Raw genomic sequence first — 25,566 nt, forward strand, 5'->3', positions numbered from 1 at the left:
ATGAGCCTGCAACTGAGCTTTGCCCAAGCCAGCGCCACCGGGCCGCGCGCGGAAAACCAGGACGCCCTGCGCCTGGTCACGCCGGCACCAGAACTGGCCGCCAGCAAAGGCTTCCTGTTCGCCCTGGCCGACGGCGTCAGCCAATGTGCCGACGGCGGCCTGGCGGCGCGCGCCAGCCTGCAGGCACTGGCCCTGGATTACTACGCCACGCCGGCCACCTGGAGCGTGGCCCAGGCCCTCGACCGCCTGCTGCTGGCGCAAAACCGCTGGTTGCGCGCCCAGGGCAGCGGCCAGCCGTTGCTGACCACACTTAGCGCGCTGGTGTTGCGCGGCCGGCGCTTTACCTTGGCCCATGTAGGCGACTGCCGGGTGTACCGCTGGCACGAGGGGAACCTGCAATGCCTGAGCGAAGACCATGTCTGGGACCAACCGGGCATGCAGCATGTACTGAAACGGGCGCTGGGCCTGGACCAGCACCTGCTGGTGGATTACCTGGAAGGCGAGCTGCAACCGGGCGAATGTTTTCTGCTGCTCAGCGACGGGGTCTGGGCCAGCCTGGGCGAACAGCACATCCAGGCCGTGCTGCGCGAGCAAACTGACCTGCAACTGGCCGCCGACACCCTGGTGGCCAGTGCCCACCTCAGCGGCAGCAAGGACAACGCCAGCGCCTTACTGGTGCAAGTCGAACAACTGGGCACGGCCAACCTGGGCGATACCCTGGCGCAACTGCAACAATGGCCAGTGCCCGGCCCGCTGCGCGAAGGCCAGGTGATCGACGGCTGGCAGGTCGAAACACTGCATGCGCACAGCCGCCAGTCCTTGCTGTACAAAGTGCGCGATAGCCAGAACCAGCCTTGGCTGCTCAAGACCCTGCCCACTGCACGCGAACAGGAACCGGGGGCGGCGCAAGGGCTGTTGCTGGAAGAGTGGTTTCTGCGCCGCATCGCCGGCCGGCACTTCCCCGAGCTACACGCCGCCAGTCAGCGCCAGCACCTGTACTACGTGATGCGCGAATATCCCGGCCAGAACCTGGCGGCGTTGCTGGCCGAACAGGGCCCGCTGCCCCTGCCGCAATGGCTGGAAGTCGCCCGGCAACTGCTGCAGGCAGTCGGTGTGCTGCATCGGCGCAACTTGCTGCACCGCGATATCAAGCCAGACAACCTGCACCTGGGCCGCGATGGCCAGCTGCGCCTGCTGGACTTCGGCCTGGCTTATTGCCCGGGCCTGTCCGAAGACCCGCTGCACGAGCTGCCCGGCACGCCCTCGTATATCGCCCCGGAAGCATTCGATGGCCACCCGCCCAGCCCGCATCAGGACTTGTATGCAGTGGGCGTGACCCTGTACCACCTGCTGACCGGACACTACCCGTACGGCGAGGTAGAGGCCTTCCAGCGCCCGCGCTTCGGCCAGCCGGTCAACGCCGCGCGCTACCGACCCGACCTGCCGGAATGGCTGCAGCACAACCTGCTGCAGGCCGTGGCGAGCGACCCGGCGCAGCGCTTCGAAACCGCAGAACACTGGTTGCTGCTGCTCGAGCGCGGCGACCGCCAGGAACTGCCCAGCCGCCCCCGGCCGCTGCTGGAACGCGAGCCGCTGAAGGTATGGCGCACCCTGGCCCTGTTGTCGTTGCTGATCAATCTGATACTGCTGTTCACCCTGCTCAAGGGCTGAACGCGCCTTGCCGATGAGGAAACGCTGATGAATGCAAAAGTATGGCTGGTCGGTGCCGGCCCTGGTGACCCTGAACTGCTCACCCTCAAGGCAGTGCGTGCGTTGCAGCAAGCCGCCGTGGTCATGGTAGACGACCTCGTCAACCCGGCAGTGCTCGAGCATTGCCCGCAGGCCCGGGTAATGACCGTGGGCAAGCGCGGTGGCTGCCGCTCTACACCGCAAGCGTTCATTCAGCGCCTGATGCTGCGCCACGCGCGACAGGGCCGTTGCGTGGTGCGGCTCAAGGGCGGCGACCCTTGCATCTTCGGCCGTGGCGGTGAGGAGGCACTGTGGCTGCAGGGCCATGGCATCGAAGTGGAGGTGATCAATGGCATCACCGCCGGCCTGGCCGGGGCCACCCAATGCGGGATTCCCCTGACTTCACGGGGCGTGAGCCGAGGGGTGACGCTGGTGACGGCCCACACCCAGGACGATAGCGAACTGAACTGGGCGGCCTTGGCTCAGGGCGGGACAACGCTGGTGGTCTACATGGGAGTGGCGCGGCTGGAACAGGTGCGCCAGGGATTGCTGGCGGGGGGCATGGCGCCGGGAATGCCGGTGGCGATGATCGAAAATGCCTCGTTGCCGCAGCAGCGGGAGTGCAGAAGCGATGTGCAGGGAATGGTGGAAGCTGCGCGGGCGTTTGGCTTGCGTAGCCCGGCAATCCTGGTGATTGGGGAGGTGGTTGGGGAGCAGCAGGCTGTGGGGCGGATCGCAATCGCAGGCTGACTGCAGGAGCGGCCTTCGAGGCCGGTTAAACCCAGGCAAAGAAAAACCCGGCCGAGGCCGGGTTTTTCATGAAGCTTCAAACCAATTACTTGGCCTGGGCTTCTACCTGAGCTTCAACGCGACGGTTGACAGCACGGCCTTCTTCGGTGGCGTTGTCAGCAACCGGACGGGTTTCGCCGTAGCCAACCGAGTCAACACGGCTGGATTCTACGCCGTACTGCTGGGTCAGCACTTGCTTGACAGCGTTGGCACGACGCTCGGACAGCTTCTGGTTGTAAGCGTCTGGACCCACGGAGTCAGTGTGACCTTCAACCACGGTGGTGGTTTGTGGGTACTGCTTCATGAAGTCAGCCAGGTTTTTGATGTCGCCGTAGCTGTTAGGCTTGACGACCGACTTGTCGAAGTCGAACTTGACGTCCAGCTCAACGCGAACGACTTCGGCAACAGCCGGGCAGCCGTCGGCGTCAACGGTAACGTTGGCCGGGGTGTCTGGGCACTTGTCGACGTTGTCGCACACGCCGTCGTTGTCGGAGTCGGAGCAGACTTCAGCAACTGGAGCAGGAGCAGCTTCAGCTTGCTTCGGGCTACCGCCGAAGTTCAGGCCAACACCAACGCTCGGGGCCCACTCGGTGTCGCCCTGGTCGATGTTGTACTGAGCTTCTACGCCGGCACGGGCATAGAACATGTCGGTGATGTACCACTTGGCGCCAGCGCCAACGTTGGCGAAGGTGGAGTGGTCACGACCGCCACGGCCGGTCTGGCCCAGCGACTGGTGCGAGAAACCAGCGGAAACGTATGGACGGATAGCGTCGTACGGGTTGTTGAAGTGGTAAACGGCGTCCAGGGCAGTGTTCGAGCCCTTGATGTTCTTGCCGTCTTCGCCACGAGCGTTGTGCACTTCGTCGTAGCCCAGACGCAGCTCAACGTCGTCGGTCAGGAAGTAACCGATCGAGCCGCCGAACAGGTTGCCGTCGTTCTTGAAGTCGCGCTGGCTGTCGAAGAATTCTTTCTTGTAGAAGATTTCAGTCTCGACGGCGCCTTGACCTTGTGCCATAGCGCCAATCGAAGTGGCGGCTACAAGCGAACCAATGGCCAAGCCCAAGGTGTTTTTCAGTTTCATCCGTTAAATCCCCATCTGGTGATAGTTAAGCAGTCCCACCACAAACAAGAGGGACAACTCGACGGCGAGTCTAGCAGAACTCGCCGGTTCGTTAGAGATATTTGCACGCCACTAAGTTTCATCAAGGCCGGCAAATTTCTCCCGAAGCTTGTCTAGCGCGCGCTTGTAACGCATTTTCGTCGCGCTCAGGCCCATGTGCATGATGTCGGCAATTTCCTGGAACTCCAGCTCTGCGACAAAACGCAGCACCAGAATTTCCCGGTCAATCGGGTTCACATGCACCAGCCACTTGTCCAGCCCGCCTTTTTCTTCCGGCTTCGGAGCCTTGTCTTCGGACGCCTCTTCAACAGGGTCCAGACTCAAGGCATCCATCAACCGACGTTTGCGACGCTCCTTGCGGTACTGGGTAATGCACTCGTTGTAGGTGATGCTGTAGAGCCAGGTCTTGAACTTCGACTTACCCTCGAAGTTCTTCAGCCCGTACAGCACTTTCAGCATCACTTCCTGACAGACATCGTCCGCGTCACGGTCGTTCCCCAGATAACGCGCACAGACGTTGAACAGGGTCCGTTGGTAGCGCCGCATGAGCTCTTCATAGGCGCGGGTAACGTGGTACAGCTCCTCATGCGAACGCGCCACCAACTCTTCGTCTGTGAGCTCGCGGGGGTCATAGCGCATGGGCGGCGAATGAACTTTATTCAAAACGGATCTGGCCGACAGTCAGGTCAATGTCGCCGCGCGACCCCGTGGGTCGAATTTCGCGGCGGCATACATTAACAGCTTTTGTGCGGTTAGCGGCTATTGACGCGCTGTTCAAGCAGCTCGCGGTTAGCCAGTGACACCAGTTCGCCATCATCGGTCAGCAGCGTCGTCTTCACCGTACCGATCTCCTCGATATGCCCTTCGACCTCTCCAATCCGCACCTGCTGGCCGACTTGGTACAGCTCGCGCACGTAGATGCCGGCCAGGATCTGCCCGGCAATTTCGCGACTGCCAAGGCCCATGGCCAAGGCAACGGCCAGACCAACGGTAATCAGCCCGATAACGATGACGTGGTTCAGCAGGTCGGTTTTCACTTCAAGCTGGCTGATGGCCACCGAGATGCTGATGATGATCACCAGGCCTTGGGTAATACGCCCCAGGCCCGCCGAGTATTCCAGGCCGATACCTTCGGCAGCGCCACGCACAAGGCCGTTGGCCACCTGCGCCAGCAGTACGCCGGCCAGCAGCACCAGGGCCGCGCCGAACACCTTGGGCAAGTACAGGGCGAGCATGTCGAGGGTTGCCGAAACCCGCTCCAGGCCCAGCGATTCGGCGGCCGATACCAGAAAGATGAGCAGCACGAACCAATAGACGATCTTGCCGATCAGGGTCGAGATCGGCACCTGGATGCCGCCCCGACCGAGCATTTTGGTGAGGCCGGTGCCGGCCATCAGGCGGTCCAGGCCAAATTTGGCCAACAGTTTGGACAGCAGCGTGTCGAGCAGCTTGGCCACCACGAAACCGAGCAGCACCACGACCAGCGCGCCGAACAGGTTGGGGATGAAGTTCGCTACCTTGGTCCAAAGGGCAGTCATCGCGGTGACCAGGCTCTGGGTCCAGAGATCGAGTTCCATATTCAATCGGCCTTATCTGCTTTGCTGCCATTGGCAGCGTTGCGGGAAGAGTGTCGACGCACCGGCGCAACATGCGCCGAGCCATTGTTCACGGCAATCAGCAGCGCCTGGCTCCAGCGGCCAAGCAGGCTGAACAGATCACCCGCGCCAACCTGGCGGTTGGCGGTTTTCAGCACGCGACCCAGGCAAGCGGCGTCGTCCCGGTCGTCCCGGTCATTGCCGGAGGGTGACGCCTTGAGCAGGTCGCGCAGGGATTCTTCAAACGGATCGTGCATGGGCACCTCGCGCAGTGTCAGCAAGAGACGAGATGGCCGGGCGACGGGTCACACATCCTGTTGGCACGAAGGTTTCAAATTGCACAGCTATACCCACCGCAACCGCCGGAACAGCCACCACTGCCCCACGGCCAACCCCAGCACGACGATGCAGGCGAACAGGAAGCCCAAAGGGTTTTCCGCCCCGGGGATGCCGCCGACATTGATGCCCAGCAGCCCGGTGACAAAGCTCATGGGCAGGAAGATGCAGGTGATGATGCCAAAGCGGTACATGGTGCGGTTCATCCGCTCGCTGCGCCGCCGGTCCTCGCTTTCCAGCACCAGCGCAGCGCGTTCGCGGGCCAGTTCCAGCTCTTCGAGGTAGCGGATCAGGCTGTTGTTGAGTTCATTCCAGTAATCGGCGTCGGCATTGGCGAACCAGCTCCATTTGCTGCGCGACAACTGCGCGTAGATTTCCCGTTGCGGGGCGAGAAAGCGGCGCAAGCCAGCGGCACGGCGGCGGATCTGCTGCAGGCTGCCCTGCTCCGGGGCATACCGCTCGTCGGATTCGACCTTTTCTTCCTCCAGATCGACGAGCTCGGCCAGGTCGCTGACCAGGCCCTGGACCTTTTCGGTCAGCAACTCGCCCATCAACAGCAACAGTTCCGAGGCCGATTTCGGCCCCCTGCCTTGTTCCAGCAGCTGGAGAATTTCATCGCTGGCGCGCAACGGCCGCAGGCGCAGCGAAATAACCCGCTGCGCCTCGGCGAAGATGCGTACCGAAACCATGTCTTCGGGCTCGGCACCCGGGTTGAGGTTGACCCCCCGCAGGAACAGCAACAGCTGTTCGTCCGCCATGGGCAGCAGGCGCGGCCGGGTGTTTTCTTCCAGCAGCAGCTCGCAGGCGAACTCGCTCAGGCCGCTGTCGTGCAGCAGCCAGGAACGGGTTTGCGGATGGCTGCGGTCCCAGTGCAGCCACAGGCTCTGCTCCGGTTGCAACTGCAGGTCGTCCAGTTCGGTACGGGCAATCGAGCGCGCGCCACCTTTGCCATCGAGCACCAGGGCATGCACCAGCCCCCACTGCGCGTTGTCTTCCTCGAACATCAAAGCTCCATCAGCGCGTGCGGCGCATTACTCCGGCATTTTCAGCGGTTTCGGCGAGACCAGCACGCCATTGTTGTCGGCATACACATACTCACCCGGGCGGAAGGTTACCCCGGCGAAGGTCACCACCACGTTGAGATCGCCAATACCCCGCTTGTCGGTCTTCATCGGGTGGCTGGCCAGGGCCTGCACGCCAACGTCGGTCTGGATCAGCACGTCGACATCACGCACGCAGCCGTAGATCACCAAGCCTTCCCAACCGTTTTTTGCGGCTTTTTCGGCGAGCATGTCGCCGAGCAGCGCACGGCGCAGCGACCCACCGCCATCGACCACCAGCACTTTGCCCTTGCCGTCGAGTTCGACCTGCTCCTTGACCAGCGAATTGTCCTCGAAACACTTGATGGTAACGATCTGGCCACCGAACGAATCGCGGCCACCAAAATTGCTGAACATCGGCTCCAGCACTTGTACCAGGTCCGGGTAGGCGTCACACAGGTCGGGCGTTACGTAATGCTGCATGGGAAGCTCCTGTCAGTCACAACGAAAGCGGGTATCGGCCAAGGCTACACCTTGGAGGCTGTCGTAGTCATCCGGGACCGGGCAGTCATTTGTATTCATCCTGTCTCGGCCCTTCCATGCGTGACCCGTTCCTGCACAGGAACGCGCGTTATCCAGGTGTAGGAGCGGGTTTACCCGCGAATACGGTGGCGGCGTCAAAGGTGAACGGCCGGTGGAGATTGGCCAGCAGGCCCGGCCCTTTCGCGGGTAAACCCGCTCCTACACGACGGCCTGTGTCCCACCCCCGATGCGCGTCCACCACCAATCTGTGTAGGCGCGGATTCACCCGCGAAGAGGCCATGACAAGTACAGCAAACTCAGCTGGCAGGCACAGGTTCCGCAACGACAGTGGACGCATGCACCGGCAGCAGCGGGTTGTGCAGCCAGCGCTCCACCAGCGGCCACACCTGCACCTGCGCAGCCTTGCTCACCAGCATGTCGACATGCCCAAAGGCCTCGAAACCTTCTTCACGACCCAGCCGCAGGAACTGCTTGCGCTCGCCGCCCAACTGCTCGAACAGCTTGCGACAGGCCCACACCGGGTCCTGGAAGTCCCCTGCACCGGCCACTGCCAGCAGCGGTACATCCACTTCAGCCAGCCCTGCCCACCAATCGTTCTGCTTGTCGCCAAAGCGCCCGAACAGGCCGTGCCAGCGCATGCTCTCCAGGGCGAGGCCTATCGGTTCGTCTTCAGGCCCACGCTTGAAACGTGGCCCGGATATCTGCCCCCAACGCTTGAGCACCAGCTTCGCGCCCCAAGCCAGCGGCGGCACTTTCAACGGCCAATAGACACGGCTGATCTGGGTACCGAACAGCGCCACGCTGGCCAACTGCTCGGCAGCCAGAAAACCACCGCCCAGCGCAGCTACCAGGGTGGTGCCACCCAGGGAATGACCAACCCAGTGCGGCGCCTGGCCCGATTGCTCGCGCACGAAGGCGTTGATCAGCGGCAGGTCATCACGGGCGTAGGCGGCAACGCTGTTGTGTTTCCAGTCATGGTTACGCGGCGACAGGCCGTGGCCTCGCATTTCCGGGATCCAGACATCGAAACCGGCGCGCGCAAGGTAGGCACCCAGGCCAACCCCTTTGGGCGAATACCAGAAGCGCCGATTGGAAAAACTGCCGTGCAGGAGAATGACCGGCACGCCCTGGGCCTGAGCCTGGTCGGCCAGTCCCAGACGGGTGATGGCGAGCTCGACGCTGGGGTCCGGGCCATTGCCGGCCTTGATCCGATACACGTCTTCGCTGAGATCGCCGCGGCGCTCGGCACTGAGCAGGGCCACGGGGAATAAAGTGCTGCTGCTTTGCATAAGGTTGCTTGGTGCACAAAAAAGGGCGGGGTCCATTGCTGGAGCTCGCCCTGGAAAAAACCAGGCAGGAGGGCGCCAGACGCCCCCCCGCGTTTACTGCATCAGGCCGCGCCTTGGCCTTCGGCCAGGAAGAACCAGGTCTCGAGTACCGAGTCCGGGTTCAGCGACACGCTTTCGATGCCCTGCTCCATCAGCCACTTGGCCAGGTCCGGGTGGTCCGATGGGCCTTGGCCGCAGATGCCGATGTACTTGCCAGCCTTGTTGCAGGCGGCAATGGCGTTGGCCAGCAGCTTCTTCACCGCAGGGTTACGCTCATCGAACAGGTGGGCAATGATGCCCGAGTCACGGTCCAGGCCCAGGGTCAACTGGGTCAGGTCGTTGGAGCCGATCGAGAAGCCGTCGAAGTATTCCAGGAACTCTTCGGCGAGGATGGCGTTGGACGGCAGTTCGCACATCATGATCACGCGCAGGCCGTTGTCGCCGCGGGCCAGGCCGTTTTCGGCGAGCAGGTCGACGACCTGGCTGGCTTCGCCCAAGGTACGCACGAACGGCACCATGATCTCGACGTTGGTCAGGCCCATCTCGTTGCGCACACGCTTCAGTGCACGGCACTCGAGCTCGAAGCAGTCACGGAACGATTCACTGATGTAACGCGAAGCACCGCGGAAGCCCAGCATCGGGTTTTCTTCTTCCGGCTCGTACAGCTTGCCGCCGATCAGGTTGGCGTACTCGTTGGACTTGAAGTCCGACAGACGCACGATGACCTTTTTCGGGTAGAAGGCCGCCGCCAGGGTGCTGATACCCTCGACCAGCTTCTCGACATAGAAGCCGACCGGGTCGTTGTAGCCGGCAATGCGCTTGTCGACGCTGTCTTTCAGGTCGGCAGGCAGGCCCGCATAGTTCAGCAGCGCCTTGGGGTGCACGCCGATCATGCGGTTGATGATGAACTCCAGGCGTGCCAGACCGACACCGGCGTTGGGCAGCTGGGCGAAGTCGAAGGCGCGGTCCGGGTTGCCGACGTTCATCATGATCTTGAACGGCAGTTCCGGCATGGCATCGACCGAGTTCTGCTTGATGTCGAAGCCCAGCTCACCTTCGAAGATGAAGCCAGTATCGCCTTCGGCGCAGGAAACGGTCACGCCCTGGCCATCTTTCAGTATCTGAGTAGCGTTGCCGCAACCGACTACCGCCGGGATACCCAGCTCACGGGCGATGATCGCCGCGTGGCAGGTACGGCCACCGCGGTTGGTGACGATGGCGCTGGCGCGCTTCATCACCGGCTCCCAGTCAGGGTCGGTCATGTCGGAGACCAGCACGTCACCCGGCTGGACCTTGTCCATTTCCGAGACGTCGTTGATGACGCGAACCTTGCCGGCGCCGATACGCTGGCCAATGGCACGGCCTTCGACCAGCACGGTGCCTTTCTCTTTGAGCAGGTAGCGTTCCATGACGTTGGCGCTGGAACGGCTCTTCACCGTCTCAGGGCGGGCCTGGACGATGTACAGCTTGCCGTCGTCACCGTCCTTGGCCCACTCGATGTCCATCGGGCGCTGGTAGTGCTGCTCGATGATCATGGCCTGCTTGGCCAGCTCGCTGACCTCGGCATCGGTCAGGCAGAAGCGTGCGCGCTCGGCGCGGTCGACTTCGACGGTCTTGACCGAACGGCCGGCCTTGGCTTCGTCGCCATAGACCATCTTGATCGCCTTGCTGCCCAGGTTGCGGCGCAGGATGGCCGGGCGGCCGGCCTGCAGGGTGTTCTTGTGCACGTAGAATTCGTCAGGGTTGACCGCACCCTGTACGACGGTTTCGCCCAGGCCATAGGCGCCAGTGATGAATACCACGTCGCGGAAGCCCGACTCGGTGTCGAGGGTGAACATCACCCCGGCGGTGCCGGTTTCGGAGCGGACCATGCGCTGCACACCGGCAGACAAGGCAACCAGCTTGTGGTCGAAGCCCTGGTGCACGCGGTAGGCGATGGCGCGGTCGTTGAACAGCGAAGCGAACACTTCCTTGGCCGCGCGGATCACGTTATCGACGCCGCGGATGTTGAGGAAGGTTTCCTGCTGGCCGGCGAACGAGGCGTCCGGCAGGTCTTCAGCAGTAGCCGAGGAACGCACGGCAACGGCCATGTTGTCGTTGCCGGCGGCCATTTCGGCGAAGGCCGTACGGATTTCCGAATCCAGGCGTGGCGGGAATTCGGCTTCCATGACCCACTGGCGAATCTGCGCGCCGGTCTTGGTCAGGGCATTGATGTCGTCAACGTCCAGCGCGTCGAGCGCGGCGTGAATGCGGTCGTTCAGCCCACTCTGCTCGAGAAAGTCACGGTACGCCTGAGCCGTAGTGGCAAAGCCGCCCGGCACCGACACGCCGGCACCGGCGAGGTTACTGATCATCTCGCCCAGGGATGCGTTCTTGCCCCCCACATGCTCCACATCATGGACGCCGAGCTTATCGAGGGAAACTACGTACTCTACCAAGGTGATCTCTCCACTAACTGTGTTGGAAAAGCTCAAAAGGCGCCCGCCTGTCTTCTATGACTTGGCCGGGCGTTTGTGGCCTGTACCTGGAAAATAGGCGCTGCAAATGTGGCAGAATGTCGACAGCCGCATTCGGCAAACCGAACTTATCATATCCAAGAATCGTCATCAGCTTAAGGCCCAGATCGCAAATGAAACGAACCGCGTTCTTCATCTCCGACGGCACCGGTATCACTGCCGAAACCCTGGGCCAGAGTTTGCTCGCGCAATTCGAGAGCATTCCCTTCAACAAATTCACCCGCCCTTACATCGACTCGCCGGACAAAGCGCGGGTCATGGTCCAGCAAATCAACGCTGCGGCCGAGCGGGATGGGGTCCGCCCGATCATCTTCGACACCATTGTCAACCAGGACATCCGCGAGATCCTGGCGACGTCGAATGGCTTCATGATCGACATCTTTTCTTCGTTTTTATCCCCACTTGAGCAGGAATTGATTGCCCATTCGTCGTATTCCGTGGGCAAATCCCACTCGATTGGTGGCAATTCCAACTACATGGAACGCATCGAGGCGGTGAATTTCGCCCTGGATAACGACGATGGTGCACGCACCCACTACTACGACAAAGCCGACCTGATTCTGGTTGGCGTGTCGCGTTGCGGCAAAACCCCAACCTGCCTGTACATGGCCATGCAGTTCGGCATCCGTGCCGCCAATTACCCGCTGACCGAGGACGACATGGAGCGCCTGCAGCTGCCGGCGGTGCTGAAAAAGCACCACAGCAAGCTGTTCGGCCTGACCATCGACCCCGACCGCCTCACCGCCATCCGCCACGAACGCAAGCCCAACAGCCGTTATTCCAGCTTTGCCCAGTGCGAATTCGAAGTGCGTGAAGTGGAAAGCCTGTTCCGCAGGGAGAACATTCCCAATATCAATTCCACGCATTTTTCGGTGGAAGAGATTTCCGCCAAGATCCTGGTCGAAAAAGGCGTGGAGAGGCGGTTCAAGTAACGCCCCCCCTGTAGGAGAGGGTTCACCCGCGAAAGGGCCAGCCCAGGCATACAAAAAAGCCCCGGCATCACTGCCGGGGCTTTGTTTTACCTCACCACAAGGCTCAGGACGGCACCACCGCTGCCTGCCCGCTCATGGCCAGATCGACCAGCTCGCGGTTGGCCACCGCGTACATCGCATAGTCAGTGCCGGTGGCATTGCGCAGGTCGTCGAGCATGGCGCGCCAGCGCTCCACCATTCCCCGATGCTGCTCTGACCACAGCGCCACGCGGGCATCCATGTCTTGCGGTGCATCGGCCATCTGCAGGACTGAAATGGTGATTGCCCGCTGCTGCAAGTCGATATCGTCGCGGAATGCCTCGCGCGCCAGCGCCTGCCAGTTGTTTTCCACCGGCAGGTTGCTGATTTCCTGCAGGTACCAGGTCAGGTCCAGCGCGCTGCCCACGGCGAAGAATGCCTTGGCCACCTGCGCAGGCTCATGGCCGGTAACGTCGGCCGCTTCAATGATCGGCAGCAGGGTGTACAGGTGGCTGGTACCCGCCACCATACGCGCCAGCAACTCCGGCACACCGGCGTCGACAAAGCCCTGGTAGCGCACCATCCAGCGTTCGCGGGTGGGGCCCTCTAGCAGCTCATCAAGCTTCAGACCCAACTGCGCAATCTTCGGCCCGAAGTGCGCGGTATCGCGCCCGGCGTCCTGTTCGTTGCGGCGGCTACGCAGGAACCAGCGGGTGGCTCGGCGGCCCAGTCGCATCAGCTCGTCCATCAGGGTGAGCTGGATCTCTGCCGGCACCTGATAGTCCAGCGCCTCGATCTGGCGGAACCAGTGCGGCAGGTGGAAGATATCGCGCACGATCACGTAAGCACCGGCCACGTTGGCCGGGCTCATGCCGGTCGACTCCTTCAGGCGCTGGACGAAGGTGATACCCATGTTGTTGACCAGGTCGTTGGCGATCTGGGTGCTGACAATTTCGCGCTTCAGGCGGTGGCGGCGCATGGCCTCGGCGAACTTGCTGACCAGGGACGGCGGGAAAGCGGTTTCCATGTCACGGGTCAGGTAGTCGTCGTCCGGCACCAGCGATTTGAGCAGTTGCTCCTTGAGGTCGATCTTGCTGTACGAGATCAGTACCGACAGCTCGGCACGGGTCAGGCCGTGGCCGGCAGCCAGGCGTTCGGCCAACTGCTCTTCGGACGGCAGGAATTCGATGGCACGGTCCAGCTTGCCCCGCGCCTCGAGGTCGGCCATCAGGCGCTTGTACTCGGCAATCCGCTCGCGGGCGCGGCGGGCAGCCAGCGACAATGCCTGGGTCTGCTTGTAGTTGTTGCCCAGTACCAGCCCGGCGACTTCGTCGGTCATGCTGCCCAGCAGCTGGTTGCGCTGCTTCTCGGTCATGTCGCCACCCTGCACCACTTCGTTGAGCAGGATCTTGATGTTGACCTCGTGGTCGGAGCAGTCCACGCCGCCGGCGTTGTCGATGAAGTCGGTGTTGGTGGCGCCGCCGTTCAGGCCGAACTCGACGCGGCCGAGTTGGGTCATACCCAGGTTGCCACCCTCGCCCACTACCTTGCAGCGCAGTTCGTTACCGTTGACCCGCAGCGCATCGTTGGCCTTGTCGCCGACATCGGCGTGGCTTTCAGTGCTGGCCTTCACGTAGGTACCGATACCGCCGTTCCACAGCAAGTCCACCGGGGCCTTGAGCAGCGCGTTAAGCAGCTCGGTCGGGGTCAGGCGGTCGGCTTCGATGGCGAAGCGCTCTTTCATCTGCGGGCTGATGGCGATGCTCTTGGCACTGCGCGGGAAGATCCCGCCGCCTTCGGACATGATGCTGGTGTCGTAGTCGCTCCAGGCCGAACGCGGCAGGTCGAACAGGCGCTTGCGCTCGGCAAAGCTGGTGGCAGGGTCGGGGTTGGGGTCGATGAAGATATGCAGGTGGTTGAACGCAGCCACCAGTTGCAGCTTGTCGGACATCAGCAGGCCATTGCCGAACACGTCGCCGGCCATATCGCCCACACCAATGACGGTGATCGGGTCTTCCTGCACGTTGATGCCACGCTCGCGGAAGTGACGCTGCACGCCCACCCAGGCGCCGCGCGCGGTAATGCCCATCTTCTTGTGGTCGTAACCGGCCGACCCGCCCGAGGCAAAGGCATCGCCAAGCCAGAAGCCGTAGTCGATGGCAATGCCGTTGGCGATGTCGGAGAAGGTCGCGGTGCCTTTGTCGGCCGCTACCACCAGGTACGGGTCGTCATCGTCATGGCGCACCACGTTGGCCGGCGGCACCACGCCACCGTCCTTGAGGTTGTCGGTGATGTCGAGCAGGCCGGAAATGAAGATGCGGTAGCACGCCACGCCTTCGGCGGCGATCTCGTCACGGCTGCCGCCCAGCGGCAGGCGACGCGGCAGGAAACCACCCTTGGCGCCGACCGGCACGATGACCGAGTTCTTCACCTGCTGGGCTTTCACCAGCCCCAGCACTTCGGTACGGAAGTCCTCTTCGCGGTCGGACCAGCGCAGGCCACCACGGGCAACGTTGCCAAAGCGCAGGTGCACGCCCTCGACGCGTGGCGAATAGACGAATATCTCGAACTTTGGCACCGGTTTGGGCAGTTCGGGGATCAGCTTGGGGTTGAACTTGAAGCTGAAGTACGACTTGTTCTGGCCGTTTGCGTCGGGCTGGTAGAAGTTGGTACGCAGGGTGGCCTTGATCAAGTCCAGGTAGCGCCGCAGGATGCGGTCTTCGTTGAGCACCTGCACGTCATCCAGGGCGCTCAGGATGGCCTGTTCCAGGCGCTGCTGCTTGTCGTCAAGGTCGTCCTGGGTAAGCTTGCGCGCCAGGTAGAAGCGGGTCTTGAACAACCGGGTCAGCTCACGGGCGATGTCGGTGTGGTTGTTCAGAGTGCTGGCGATATAGCCCAGATCGAAGCCCAGACGGATCTGTTTCAGGTAACGGGCGTAGGCACGCAGCAAGGCCACGTCGCGCCACGGCAGGCCGGCGGTGAGCACCAGGCGGTTGAAAGCGTCGTTCTCGGCGTCACCACGGACGATGTGGATGAAGGCGTCCTGCAGGGTGTCGTTGAGCTGCTGGATGTCCAGGCTCAGGCCTTCGCTGTAGGTGAAGGCGAAGTCGTGGATCCAGTATTCGCGGCCATTGGCATGGCGCAGGCGGTACGGGAACTCGCCGAGCACGCGCAGGCCGAGGTTTTCCAGAATCGGCAGCACGTCGGACAGCGCCAGCGGGGTGTCGGCGTGGTACAGCTTGCAGTGCAGGATGCGCTCGCCCACCTGGGTCAACGGCTGGTAGAAGCTCATGGCCAGCGGCTTGCTTTCCGACAGGTTCAGCACATGCTGCAGGTCGACCACCGCCGAGTGCGCGGCGAAGCGCTCGCGGTAACCGGCCGGGAAGCCTTTGGGGAAATCGGCGAGGATGTTGGTGCCCTGGGCTTCGCCGAAGTTCTCCACCACCAGTGCCGAGTAGTCGTCATGCCACGAGCGGCAGGCCTGGATGACTTCGCGTTCCAGCTGCTGCGGGTCGATGTCGATACGGTTCTTGGGGTCGACCCGCAGGATCAGTTGCACACGGGCCAGTACCGATTCGGAGAAGAAGGTCCAGAACTCGCAGTCGCTGGCCTTCAGGCGCTCCATCAGCACCTGCTGGATCTTCTGGCGCACTTCGGTGGAGTAGATTTCCCGCGGGACGTAGGCCAGGCAGTAGCAGAAGCGGCCATACGGGTCTTTGCGCAGGAACACGCGGATCTTGTTGCGCTCCTGGATCTGCACGATTGCCATGACCGTGCTGAACAGCTCGTCGATCGGCGTCTGGAACAGGTCGTCGCGCGGCAGCACTTCCAGCACCTGGGCCAGTTCCTTGCCCAGGTGGGCCTTGGGATCGAAGCCCGAACGGCGCTCGACTTCGGCCACCTTCACGCGGATGTACGGAATGGCATGCACGCTTTCGCCATACACCGACGAGGTGTACAGCCCCATGAAGCGGTGCTCCTTGATGACCTTGCCGTCGGCGTCCAGCTGGCGGATCGACACGTAGTCCGGGTAGGCCGGGCGATGCACGCGGCTGGGCAGCGCGGCCTTGGCGAACGACAGCAGCAGCGGCTCGTTGAGGTAGGCCACAGCGTAGTCTTCGATGCGCAGCTCTTCTGCCGTCAAGCCCACGCGCAGGCGGCGCGGCAGGCCGAGGAACGACTGCTCGTCGTAGACCATCTGGCCGCCATCGGCGTCGCCCTTGACGGTAAATTCTTCATAGCCCAGGAAGGTGAAGTGGTTATCCAGCAGCCATTCGAGGAAGGCCTTGACTTCGCCTTTCTCGTTTTGGGCGGGGCCGAAGGCGGTTTGCTCCACCTGCGCTACCACTTCACGCAGCTTGGCCTTCATCGGTTCGAAGTCGGCCACCACCACCCGTACCTCGGCCAGCACCTGCTCGATCTCGCGGGTCAGCACCGTCAGCTCGGCGGCATTGGCGCAGCGGTCGATCTCCAGGTACATCAGTGACTCGTAGCGCACGCCTTCGCCCTGGGTTCCCTTGGGCAGCAGCTCCAACAGCTCGCCCTTGGCGCCACGGCGCACGCTGAGCACGGTGGTTTGCAGGGTGTGGATGCTGTAGCCACGGCGGTTGAGCTCGGTGCGCACCGAGTCGACCAGGAACGGCAGGTCATGGTGCAGCACTTCGACCACGGTATGGGTCGACTGCCAGCCATTGCGTTCGTAATCAGGGTTGTACACCCGCACTTGCGGGTATTCGGGGTCGAAACGCTCGATGATGCGCCAGGCTGACAGGGTGCAGCCGGCCAGGTCGGAAAGCCTGCGCTGGGTGAGTTCGTCCAGAGAGATGATGCCGAAGAACTGCTCGGCGAACAGCGCCACTTGTGGCAGGGACTGTTCGCTGATGTGCTGCGCCAGGGCCGCTTGCAGTTGATGCTGGAAGTCGGCTTTGCTGGCTGCGGTGAAGAACGCCATCTGTGGTACTCCGCTTGGGCTTTGTAATAATTGAAGCGTCGCTGCGTGCGCCGTGTACGGATCAACGATAGCCAACCCGTGGCATGACGGACGGTAAAAAACCAGACGTTGAACGTGCGCAGGCACGCCCAGGGCTCGCCGAAGCTTAACGACTGATCGGTCATCTACGCTTGCAGCGCTGCGACAATTTCGGTCAAGGGGCGGTAACTTTACGTTTATGCCTGTACGCAAGACTGTCAGAATTCCCTTCCGTTTCCTTTGACCCGAGCCTGCTCATGCAAATCAACACCGCCCTGCTGTTCGCCACCCCTTGCGATGACGAGGAAGACAACATGGCGACCCTGTGCTGCCACAGCGACAAGGGTCAGATGTTCCTGCTTACCCGTTACCCGGACGAGGACACCGTCGACCTGACGCTGGATGACGAGCCGTCGACGCTGGATGGCCTTAAAGTGACCCTGAGCGCCAAGCGCCTGCTGATCGAAGTGGCGGCCGGCGACCGGGACGCGCTGAAGGGGGATGAAGTACTGGAAATCAACCTGACCAGCGATTTGAGTGACATGGATGAAGTGAAGGAAACCCTGGAGAACATCCTGGCCGGTACTGGAACCTTGGTCTGCGAGCTTTGAACCCTGCCTAGTGGGAGCGCGGTCCACCCTGTGGGAGCGCGCCAGCTTTTAGAAATTGAGCAAGACAGTTGCCCCCACAATGATCAGGCCAGCGCCTGCTGCATTTCTTTGGCCTGCACCCGCAACGCCTCGCAAAACGGCTCCACCGCTGCCGATGCCGGCCGATGGTCCGGGCGTATGAGCATCACCTGATAGGGCACCGATACCCGTAACCTGCGGATCGGCAACCCGCCTTGCGCCGCCTCCAGCCCGCTCAGTGGGTTGATGATCGCCACCCCCAGGCCTTGCCTGACCATGGCGCACACCGAAGCGGCACTGGTGGTTTCGATGACCGTGCGGCGGTTAACCCCGGCCGCACGAAAGTGCTGATCCAGACGCTGGCGGTAGGTATCCAGGCTGGCCAGGTTGATGAAATCGACCTCATGGAAATCACTCAGCTCCAGTTCAGCCTTCACCTGCAGCGGGTGATGCTCGGGCAACACGCACACCATGTTGGCACTGAACAGCAATTCACCATACGCGCCGCGCGGTATCTGTTCGACTTCAGTCAGGCCAAGGTCATGCTGCTGGGCAACCAGTGACTCCTCCAGCAACGGCGACTCCTGCGCCAGAATGCTCACGCTCACGCCACTGTGCTGCTGGTGAAAGCGCTGGCAAGCCTTGGGCAACAAGGTTTGCGAGAACAGCGGCAGGCAGGTGATGGCCAGCCGGCCCTGCTCGAAGTTGCGGATGGCCTGGGCAAAGCGATCGATCCGCTCCAGCCCGACGTAGGCCCGCTCGACCTCTTCGATCAACAGCAGCGCCTGGGCCGTCGCCACCAGGCGCCCGCCCTCGCGCTCGAACAGGTTCAGGCCAGTCACCTGCTCCAGCCGCGCCAGTTCGCGGCTGACAGTGGGCTGCGAGGTGAACAGCAGGCGCGCCGCACCCGTGACACTGCCAGCGGCCATGATGGCGCGGAACACTTCGATGTGGCGGACGGACAGTTTCACGGCAGCACCCGGTGAGTCAACAATGGGTATATCAGATATGAATGACCAGCAGAAAAATAGCTATTTTTCTGAATTCCCGCTTTGATTCATCCTCGCGGCCTTCCTAATATGAGTAGCGCCACCATGACCGCACCCTTCACCCTTCTGGCCGAGGCGGTTCGCCAGCACGGCTCGCCGCTTTGGGCGTACGACGCCAGCACCATCGCCGAGCGTGTCGAGCAGTTGAACGTATTCGACACCGTGCGCTTCGCCCAGAAAGCCAACCCGAACCTGCATGTGCTGCGCCTGATGCGCGCCCATGGCCTGGTGCTGGACGCCGTGTCGCTGGGTGAAATGGAGCGGGCCTTCGCTGCGGGTGCGAGCGTGGACGGTGACCCTGCCGGCGTGGTGCTGACCTGCGACGCGCTGGACCGGCCAACACTGGAGCGAGTGGTGGCAGAGAAGATCGAAGTCAACGCCGGCTCCATCGACATGCTGCGCCAACTGGGTGAACGCTCGCCCGGCCACCGCGTGTGGATCCGCATCAACCCGGGCTTCGGCCATGGTCACAGCCGCAAGACCAATACCGGCGGCGAAAACAGCAAGCATGGCATCTGGCACGAAGAGCTGGACGAGGCGCTGGCGTGCATCAAGGCCCATGGCCTGCACCTGGTGGGCGTGCACATGCATATTGGTTCCGGGGTGGACTACCAGCACCTGGAACAGGTGGCCCGCTCGATGATCGAGCTGATCGGCCGCCTGGGCGTGGACATTGAGGCGTTCTCCATCGGCGGCGGGCTGTCCACGCCTTACCGCAGCACCGACAAACCGGTCGACCTGCAGCGTTATGCGCAGACCTGGGCGGTGGCGCGCAAGGAGATCGAAACGATGCTCGGCCACCCGGTGCGCATGGAGATCGAACCCGGACGCTTCCTGGTGGCGGAGTCGGGCTACCTGGTGGCCGAAGTCCGTGCCGTGAAACAGGTGGGGCGCAATACCTTCGTCATGATCGACGCTGGCTTCAACGACCTGATGCGCCCGGCGATGTACGGCGCCTACCACGGCATGACCCTGCTCGATGCCGATGGCCAGGCAGTAGATCGCCCGCGCCAGCCGACCGTGGTGGCCGGGCCGTTGTGTGAATCGGGTGACGTGTTCACTCAGGATGACCAGGCGCTGACCCCGCAGGACCTGCCCCAGGCACAGGTGGGCGACCTGCTGGTGATCCACGATGCCGGGGCCTATGGCGCGTCGATGTCGTCGAACTACAACAGCCGGCCGCTGCTGCCGGAGTTCCTGATCGAGAACGGTGCCCTGCGGATGATCCGCCGGCGGCAGACGGTGCAGGACCTGCTGAGCCTGGAGGCCGGGTTCTAACCACTGCCCTGCAAGCCTGCACGACTCTTTGTGGGAGCGGCCTTGCGTCGCGATTGGGCTGCACAGCAGCCCCACAAATGTAGCCGTGATGCCGAAACCCGGGCCGCTTTGCGGCCCAATCGCGACGCAAGGCTGCTCCCACAGGGTGTGTGCTCGCGGTCCTTGCATTAAGCCCCGCCTCTCGCGACAATGCGATCAATTCCCATTAATATTGCGGTCTTGACGCCATGGCAACGCTCGATCCCCAGGCCCTGCACCAGCTGTACAGCGAAAACAACAGCTGGCTGAAGGGCTGGCTGCGCGCCCGCCTGGGCAACGCCGCCGATGCTTCCGACCTGGCGCACGACACGTTCCTGCGGGTAATGACCGCGCGTAACCCGTTGCCGATCCGCGAGCCGCGCAGCTACCTCAGCGCTATCGCCCGCGCACTTCTGATCGACAAAGCCCGCCGTCGCATCATCGAAAAAGCTTACCTGCAGGCTCTGGCCCTGCGTCCGGAGCCGGTAGAGGTATCGCCGGAGGTGCGCTTGTCCATCATAGAAATGCTGGTGGCCGTGGACAGCCTGCTCGACGAACTCGGCGCCAAAACTCGCGCCATTTTCCTGGCCGTTCAACTCGAAGGCCTGACCTATGGCGCTGCGGCCGAACGCTTCGGCGTGTCGGTCACCACCGTGAAGAATCACCTGATCAAGGCCATGACACGCTGCCTGCTGGCAGTCGAAGGCTGAGGCCCATGGATCTCAAGACACTCGAAGCCGCTGCCACCTGGTATGTCCAGCTCAACGACGGCGCCCATAACGAGGCCCGCACCCAGGCCTGGCGACAGTGGCTGCAGGCCAGCCCCCTGCACGCAGCCGCCTGGGCGCGGGTAGAAAAGCTGCAGCAGCAATGGGCCATGGTACCGCCGCAGGCGGCGCTGTCCGGCCTTGGCGCGGCCCAGTCGCAGCGGCGTGACATGCTGAAGGTGTTGGGCCTGCTGGTGGCCATGGGTGGCGGCAGCTGGCTGGCGGCCGAGCAGGTGCCCTATCGTGCCTTGCTGGCCCAGCAAAGTACCCGAAGCGGTGAGCGCCGCGCCCTGCACCTGGAAGATGGTTCACAGCTGGAGCTGAACGTGGATACCGCGCTGGATGTGCGCTACGACACCAAGGTGCGGGCGATTCAGCTGTATCAAGGGGAAATTCTGGTGCGTCCGGTCAGCGACCGTCAGCAGCGCCCGTTCATCGTGCACACCGATGACGGCAGCTTATTTGCCCGCAGTACCGCGTTCAGCGTCCGCAAACTGGCGCAACAGACCCGTGTGGGTGTGCTTCAGGCCAGCGTCGACGTTCGCCCCCTGCGCCACCCTGATCGCGTGCTGCAACTGCACGCTGGCCAGCAAGTGAGTTTTGACCGGGATGTCGTCCCTGACGCCCATGCCCTCCCCGCCGACTCCACGGCCTGGTTGCAGGGCATGCTCAGCGTGAACGACTGGCGCCTGGGCGATTTCCTCGAAGAACTGGGGCGCTATCGGCCAGGCGTGCTGCGCTGCGCCTCGTCGATCCAGGCCATGAGCATTTCCGGCGCGTTCCGCATCGACGACACCGATATCGCCCTGGCCAACCTGCCGAAAACCTTGCCCGTGAAGGTGCGCTACTTAAGCCGCTACTGGGTGAGCGTGGAGCCCGCCTGAGCAACTGCGGAAAAACTTTCGCCGCAATCTTGCTGATTTCGATTCTCGTCCGTCCCTGACACAAGCCGCGACGACAGCGACTTTCTGCCATGACTCGGAAGGACCACGAAATGCCACACCTGCACCCTACCCCTGCAACCAAGCTGAGCCAGGCCGTGCGCCTGGTGCTGCTCGGCATGTCCTTGGCCAGCGCGCCCGGCCTGCTGCTGATGCCGGCCCAGGCAATGGCCCAAAGCCAGACCACCTACCATGTCCCCGCTGGCCCACTGGGCAACGCCATCACCCAGTTTGGCGTACAGGCGGGTGTGACCATTTCGTTCGACACTGCCCAGACACGTAACCTCGGCAGCGCGGGCCTGGAGGGCAGCTTCAGTGTGGAGGAAGGACTGGTGCGGCTGTTGGGCAACAGTGGCCTGCAGGCGCAACGTCAGGGCAATGGCGGCTATGTGCTGGTCCCTGCGCAAAACGGTTCGGCCATGGAACTGGCGCCGATGAACATCGACGCCAACCGGCTGGATGCGACCAGCGAAGGCACCCAGTCCTACGCCGCCCGTGCCATCACCATCGGCAAAGGCGTGCACACGCTGAAAGAAACCCCGCAGTCGGTCACCGTGATGACCCGCAAGATGCTCGACGACCAGAACCTCAACACGCTGGAGCAGGTACTGGACAAGACGCCGGGCATCACCGTGTACGACTCGCCCATGGGCGGCAAGTATTTCTATTCCCGAGGTTTCAACCTGGATGGCCAGTACCAGTATGACGGCGTGCCTCTGGACGTGGGCGGCAACTACGTGCAGGCCAACAGCTTTTCCAGCGACATGGCGTTTTATGACCGCGTCGAGGTGCTTAAAGGTGCGGCCGGCATGATGAAAGGCTCTGGCTCCTCCGCCGGGGGCGTCAACTTCGTGCGTAAACGGGGGCAGGAAAAAGCCGCCACCACCGTCACCTTGTCTGCAGGAAGCTGGGACAACTACCGCGGGCAAGTGGACGTGGGCGGCCCGCTGAACGCGTCGGGCACCGTGCGGGGGCGCGCCGTGGCGACGCTGCAGGATCGCCAGTACTTCTATGACACGGCCAAGCGCCAGGACCAGATACTGTACGGCGCCATCGACTGGGACGTCACAGCCGACACCACCGTGGGCTTTGGGCTGGCTTACGAGGATATCGATGCCACCCCATGCTACGCCGGCCTGCCACGCTACGCCGATGGCAGTGACCTGAAGCTGTCGCGCTCCACCTGCCTGGGGGCCAGCTGGAACGACTTGCAAAGCCAGCGTATTACCGGCTTTGCCGACCTCAAGCACCGCTTCAACGATGACTGGACCCTGAACTTCGCCTCGATCTACACCCACAACACCCAGGACATCGAATACGCCTACTCCGAAGGCACGGTACCGGTCGGCGCCAGCACCGCTGGCATGAACGTCCGCGCCGGCCGTTTCGACTACGATCAGGACGACTACGGCTTCGATAGCTATGTCGATGGCAAGTTCGAGGCGTTCGGCTTGCAGCACGAGCTGATCATGGGTGCCAACGCCAGCCGACAGAAAACCCATGATTACTTCGCGCTGATGCTGCTGGACGGCAAGCAGGACCCCTTCGCCCCCTCGCCGCACTTCCCACACCCGTCCAAGGGCGATTACCTGGTCAACCCGACCCGCGGCGGCAGCGTGCCAACCGACTCCACCACCACCCAGTACGGCACCTACGCCAACCTGCGCCTGAAGCTGGCAGAGCCGCTGACCCTGGTGCTGGGCGCGCGGGTCAGCTGGTACCGCAACAAGAGCGACTCCTATACCCAGTTCTACGATTACTGGGTGAATAACCGCAGTCAGGAAAACGGCCAGGTCACGCCGTTCGCCGCCGTGCTGTACGACTTGAACGACCAGTGGACCGCCTACGCCAGCTACGCCGATATCTTCCAGCCGCAGAGCGACAAGGTGAACGTCGAGCGGCAGTCACTTCAGCCCAAGACCGGCGCCAACTACGAGGTTGGCATCAAGGGCGAGCTGCTTGGCGGCGCGCTGAACACCTCGTTCAACCTGTTCCGCACTGTCGAGAAGCACCGCGCAGAAAGCGACTACAACGAAGCCTGCCCGTCAGGCGACGGCTATTGCTACACCGACAGCGGCAAGGTGCGTGCGCAGGGTTTCGAGGCCGAGATCAGCGGCTCGCCAATCGAGCGGCTGCAGCTGCTGGCGGGTTACACCTACACCCAGACCAAGTACCTGAGTACCATCGAAGACACCGACCCCACCGAGCTGACCTTCACCTCCAGCTTCATCCCGCGGCACATGCTCAAGGTGTGGGGTGACTACCAGTTGAGCGGTGCACTAGAGCGCTTCACCGTCGGCGCCGGCCTGAACAGCCAGAGCGAAAACTTCCGCACTACCGGCACTACCCGTGTCGAGCAGGCGGGCTACACCGTATGGAACGGCCGCGTGCAGTACCGCATCGACCCGAACTGGACTGTCGCCCTCAACGGCAACAACCTGTTCGACAAGAAGTACTACGCCACCATCGGTGCGCCGGCCTGGGGCAACTTCTATGGCGAACCGCGCAACTTCATGGTGACCTTGCAAGGGGCGTTCTGAAGTACTTCCCGGAGTGCGATCGGGCCGCTTTGCGGCCCTGTCTCGACGCGGGACCTTATAAAAAAAGCGACCAGGGTGGCGCTTCCACCCAGTAACCATGGCGCAACGAGAAGCAGACGGGTTGACGTAAAAGGCGATGAAAAACTTGGCAACGTCAACGATACCGCTTAATCAGAAATTTCCTACGCACCTATCGGAAGCGCAATGCTCCTTTGAGAAGTGATTCCTCGCTAGTGTCCAGCCTCGGGTCGAATGCAACGCTTGCATGCATTTGATGATCATCCCTGCTCGCTGGAGCTATACATGGACTCGTTGAAAGAAACCCTCGAACTGTGCAGGCGCATCACCTCCGGCTACCGCCCGGCCCTGCGCAACAGCCCCGTCGCCGACTGCACCCGCCGCTTCGAACTGCTGCCCCTGCGCTACGCCGCCGTCGGCGGCAACCCGGCACAACGTGCCCGCCTGCCCAAATTGCCGGGCTATCTCAGCCCGTTCCAGGATGTCGGCGAGCTGACCCATTCCAGCTACGCCATCCGCCCTTTGCGCGAGGGCTTTCTCTACCTGCTGATCAAGCGCCATAGCGCACCGGCCTACGAATGGCACAGCCAGTACCGCGTGGCGCCCAATGGTTCGCTGCTGTACATCAGCAGCGACGCCCCCTGGGAGCCTGCCCCCAGCGCCGGCAATCTGGATGAGATCCTTCGCGGTTTCGGCTGGACCATCACCCTCTACGACCTGGATGACATCCAGGAGCTGCGCCCATTGTTCAGCCCTTCCCCGCTAACCCCGCGCATGCTCGACAACTACCGCCTGCTCGACGACGAATACCGCAGCAGCCTGCCCACGATCGATATCGCCCGCTTCATCCAGCCTTCCGACGCCCCGCCACAGCCCCACGTCCTCAAGCATGACCAACTGAGCTGGGTGGCTGACTTCAAGGCCCAGGACGATGCAGACCTGCAGGCGCTACTGGACCTGCAGCCGTTCAACAACGACCAGATCGTCTCGCCGCACGCATCACGCCAAGCGCTGGCACCGCTGGTGAACCACAGCAAACCCCGTGGCGCCGCCATCGTCATCGAAGACGCCATCGGGATCACCCAGGAGCTCAACGCCTGGCGCAACGCCGCTGTCGAGGATGTGAAAACCCAGTGGCTGGCGCGAACTGTGGAACCCGGGGTCGACAACGAGCGCAAGCTGCTGGTCGCGCAGTCGTTTCTGGAAATCGAAAAGCTCTACCCGCAGATGGTGGCCGAGCAGATCGTCAAGCGCGAAGTCACGGCCGAGAAAGTACGCAACCAGCTCCACCTGCATCCCGAGATCTACCTGTTCTCCGAGCGGGCCAGGCAACAGGCTGATGCCCATGATGAACGCATGAAGCCGCACATGGCGCAGTTCGAGCGCGACATCCGCGGCAAAGTCCAGGCTCGCCAGGACGCCGGCGAGTTCACCAAGAAATTCGATCAGAA

General features: G+C 62.6%; 19 protein-coding genes. 9 read left to right on the forward strand and 10 right to left on the reverse strand.

All coding sequences use genetic code 11. The features are described 5' to 3' along the window. Complete coding sequence (locus ACF8FB_RS06865) at positions 1–1,671, forward strand: protein kinase (RefSeq protein ID WP_392511143.1); 1,671 nt, start codon at positions 1–3, stop codon at positions 1,669–1,671. A 27-nt stretch (positions 1,672–1,698) separates the two neighbouring features. Further along, the gene (gene cobA / locus ACF8FB_RS06870; RefSeq protein ID WP_003248669.1) at positions 1,699–2,439 is read left to right on the forward strand and encodes a uroporphyrinogen-III C-methyltransferase; all 741 of its coding nucleotides are present in this window, start codon (positions 1,699–1,701) and stop codon (positions 2,437–2,439) included. A gap of 85 nt (positions 2,440–2,524) precedes the next feature. Here cobA and ACF8FB_RS06875 read toward each other — a convergent pair whose 3' ends face one another. The 8 genes from ACF8FB_RS06875 to ppsA all read right to left on the reverse strand — a co-directional run bounded on the left by ACF8FB_RS06875 (position 2,525) and on the right by ppsA (position 10,878). Further along, positions 2,525–3,559: an OmpA family protein gene (locus ACF8FB_RS06875; RefSeq protein ID WP_010953090.1), complete on the reverse strand. Its 1,035-nt coding sequence runs from the start codon at positions 3,557–3,559 to the stop codon at positions 2,525–2,527. A 111-nt stretch (positions 3,560–3,670) separates the two neighbouring features. Beyond that, complete coding sequence (sigX, locus tag ACF8FB_RS06880; RefSeq protein WP_003248665.1) at positions 3,671–4,237, reverse strand: RNA polymerase sigma factor SigX; 567 nt, start codon at positions 4,235–4,237, stop codon at positions 3,671–3,673. Positions 4,238–4,350: 113 nt separating this feature from the next. Next, positions 4,351–5,175: a mechanosensitive ion channel domain-containing protein gene (locus ACF8FB_RS06885; RefSeq protein WP_010953088.1), complete on the reverse strand. Its 825-nt coding sequence runs from the start codon at positions 5,173–5,175 to the stop codon at positions 4,351–4,353. A 2-nt stretch (positions 5,176–5,177) separates the two neighbouring features. Then, a complete protein-coding gene (locus ACF8FB_RS06890; RefSeq protein ID WP_010953087.1) occupies positions 5,178–5,450 on the reverse strand; it encodes a hypothetical protein in 273 nt (90 codons plus the stop codon). Positions 5,451–5,537: 87 nt separating this feature from the next. Beyond that, positions 5,538–6,533, reverse strand: a complete 996-nt coding sequence (locus ACF8FB_RS06895; protein WP_003248655.1) for a zinc transporter ZntB — start codon at positions 6,531–6,533, stop codon at positions 5,538–5,540. Between the two features lie 27 nt (positions 6,534–6,560). Further along, entirely contained in the window at positions 6,561–7,052 is a 492-nt protein-coding gene (rraA, locus tag ACF8FB_RS06900; protein WP_010953085.1) for a ribonuclease E activity regulator RraA, read from the reverse strand. A 356-nt stretch (positions 7,053–7,408) separates the two neighbouring features. After that, positions 7,409–8,401, reverse strand: a complete 993-nt coding sequence (locus ACF8FB_RS06905) for an alpha/beta fold hydrolase (RefSeq protein WP_010953084.1) — start codon at positions 8,399–8,401, stop codon at positions 7,409–7,411. 101 nt (positions 8,402–8,502) lie between these two features. After that, positions 8,503–10,878 carry a phosphoenolpyruvate synthase gene (gene ppsA / locus ACF8FB_RS06910; RefSeq protein ID WP_392511144.1) on the reverse strand — a complete coding sequence of 792 codons (2,376 nt, stop codon included), beginning with the start codon at positions 10,876–10,878 and terminating at the stop codon, positions 8,503–8,505. Positions 10,879–11,069: 191 nt separating this feature from the next. Here ppsA and ACF8FB_RS06915 point away from each other — a divergent pair, with 191 nt between their 5' ends. Beyond that, positions 11,070–11,888 carry a pyruvate, water dikinase regulatory protein gene (locus tag ACF8FB_RS06915; RefSeq protein WP_010953083.1) on the forward strand — a complete coding sequence of 273 codons (819 nt, stop codon included), beginning with the start codon at positions 11,070–11,072 and terminating at the stop codon, positions 11,886–11,888. Between the two features lie 103 nt (positions 11,889–11,991). Here ACF8FB_RS06915 and ACF8FB_RS06920 read toward each other — a convergent pair whose 3' ends face one another. Beyond that, the gene (locus ACF8FB_RS06920) at positions 11,992–16,857 is read right to left on the reverse strand and encodes an NAD-glutamate dehydrogenase (RefSeq protein WP_392511145.1); all 4,866 of its coding nucleotides are present in this window, start codon (positions 16,855–16,857) and stop codon (positions 11,992–11,994) included. A gap of 275 nt (positions 16,858–17,132) precedes the next feature. Here ACF8FB_RS06920 and ACF8FB_RS06925 point away from each other — a divergent pair, with 275 nt between their 5' ends. Beyond that, the gene (locus ACF8FB_RS06925; RefSeq protein ID WP_020192899.1) at positions 17,133–17,486 is read left to right on the forward strand and encodes a hypothetical protein; all 354 of its coding nucleotides are present in this window, start codon (positions 17,133–17,135) and stop codon (positions 17,484–17,486) included. 83 nt (positions 17,487–17,569) lie between these two features. On the opposite strand, the gene ACF8FB_RS06930 is transcribed toward ACF8FB_RS06925, so the two are convergent. Then, positions 17,570–18,475 carry a LysR family transcriptional regulator gene (locus ACF8FB_RS06930; RefSeq protein WP_010953080.1) on the reverse strand — a complete coding sequence of 302 codons (906 nt, stop codon included), beginning with the start codon at positions 18,473–18,475 and terminating at the stop codon, positions 17,570–17,572. A gap of 123 nt (positions 18,476–18,598) precedes the next feature. On the opposite strand from ACF8FB_RS06930, the gene lysA reads away from it, so the two are divergent. The 5 genes from lysA to ACF8FB_RS06955 all read left to right on the forward strand — a co-directional run. Then, on the forward strand, positions 18,599–19,831 hold the full coding sequence (gene lysA, locus ACF8FB_RS06935; protein WP_198748265.1) for a diaminopimelate decarboxylase: 1,233 nt from the start codon (positions 18,599–18,601) through the stop codon (positions 19,829–19,831). Positions 19,832–20,058: 227 nt separating this feature from the next. Further along, positions 20,059–20,559, forward strand: a complete 501-nt coding sequence (locus ACF8FB_RS06940; protein WP_350297568.1) for a sigma-70 family RNA polymerase sigma factor — start codon at positions 20,059–20,061, stop codon at positions 20,557–20,559. Between the two features lie 5 nt (positions 20,560–20,564). Then, positions 20,565–21,500, forward strand: coding sequence for a FecR domain-containing protein (locus tag ACF8FB_RS06945; RefSeq protein ID WP_392510308.1), 936 nt, complete (start codon positions 20,565–20,567; stop codon positions 21,498–21,500). Between the two features lie 110 nt (positions 21,501–21,610). Then, the gene (locus tag ACF8FB_RS06950; protein WP_392511146.1) at positions 21,611–24,097 is read left to right on the forward strand and encodes a TonB-dependent siderophore receptor; all 2,487 of its coding nucleotides are present in this window, start codon (positions 21,611–21,613) and stop codon (positions 24,095–24,097) included. Between the two features lie 303 nt (positions 24,098–24,400). Continuing rightward, on the forward strand, positions 24,401–25,566 hold a 1,166-nt coding region (locus tag ACF8FB_RS06955), incomplete at its 3' end, for a T6SS effector BTH_I2691 family protein (protein WP_392511147.1).

Source organism: Pseudomonas sp. yb_2, assembly GCF_043103905.1.
Lineage (GTDB): Bacteria > Pseudomonadota > Gammaproteobacteria > Pseudomonadales > Pseudomonadaceae > Aquipseudomonas > Aquipseudomonas alloputida.

Coding starts and splice junctions, on each gene's coding strand:
- ACF8FB_RS06865 (WP_392511143.1), top strand. CDS start 1: ATGAGCCTGCAACTGAGCTTTGCCCAAGCCAGCGCCACCGGGCCGCGC.
- cobA (WP_003248669.1), top strand. CDS start 1,699: ATGAATGCAAAAGTATGGCTGGTCGGTGCCGGCCCTGGTGACCCTGAA.
- ACF8FB_RS06875 (WP_010953090.1), bottom strand. CDS start 3,559: ATGAAACTGAAAAACACCTTGGGCTTGGCCATTGGTTCGCTTGTAGCC.
- sigX (WP_003248665.1), bottom strand. CDS start 4,237: ATGCGCTATGACCCCCGCGAGCTCACAGACGAAGAGTTGGTGGCGCGT.
- ACF8FB_RS06885 (WP_010953088.1), bottom strand. CDS start 5,175: ATGGAACTCGATCTCTGGACCCAGAGCCTGGTCACCGCGATGACTGCC.
- ACF8FB_RS06890 (WP_010953087.1), bottom strand. CDS start 5,450: ATGCACGATCCGTTTGAAGAATCCCTGCGCGACCTGCTCAAGGCGTCA.
- ACF8FB_RS06895 (WP_003248655.1), bottom strand. CDS start 6,533: ATGTTCGAGGAAGACAACGCGCAGTGGGGGCTGGTGCATGCCCTGGTG.
- rraA (WP_010953085.1), bottom strand. CDS start 7,052: ATGCAGCATTACGTAACGCCCGACCTGTGTGACGCCTACCCGGACCTG.
- ACF8FB_RS06905 (WP_010953084.1), bottom strand. CDS start 8,401: ATGCAAAGCAGCAGCACTTTATTCCCCGTGGCCCTGCTCAGTGCCGAG.
- ACF8FB_RS06915 (WP_010953083.1), top strand. CDS start 11,070: ATGAAACGAACCGCGTTCTTCATCTCCGACGGCACCGGTATCACTGCC.
- ACF8FB_RS06920 (WP_392511145.1), bottom strand. CDS start 16,857: ATGGCGTTCTTCACCGCAGCCAGCAAAGCCGACTTCCAGCATCAACTG.
- ACF8FB_RS06925 (WP_020192899.1), top strand. CDS start 17,133: ATGCAAATCAACACCGCCCTGCTGTTCGCCACCCCTTGCGATGACGAG.
- lysA (WP_198748265.1), top strand. CDS start 18,599: ATGACCGCACCCTTCACCCTTCTGGCCGAGGCGGTTCGCCAGCACGGC.
- ACF8FB_RS06940 (WP_350297568.1), top strand. CDS start 20,059: ATGGCAACGCTCGATCCCCAGGCCCTGCACCAGCTGTACAGCGAAAAC.
- ACF8FB_RS06945 (WP_392510308.1), top strand. CDS start 20,565: ATGGATCTCAAGACACTCGAAGCCGCTGCCACCTGGTATGTCCAGCTC.
- ACF8FB_RS06950 (WP_392511146.1), top strand. CDS start 21,611: ATGCCACACCTGCACCCTACCCCTGCAACCAAGCTGAGCCAGGCCGTG.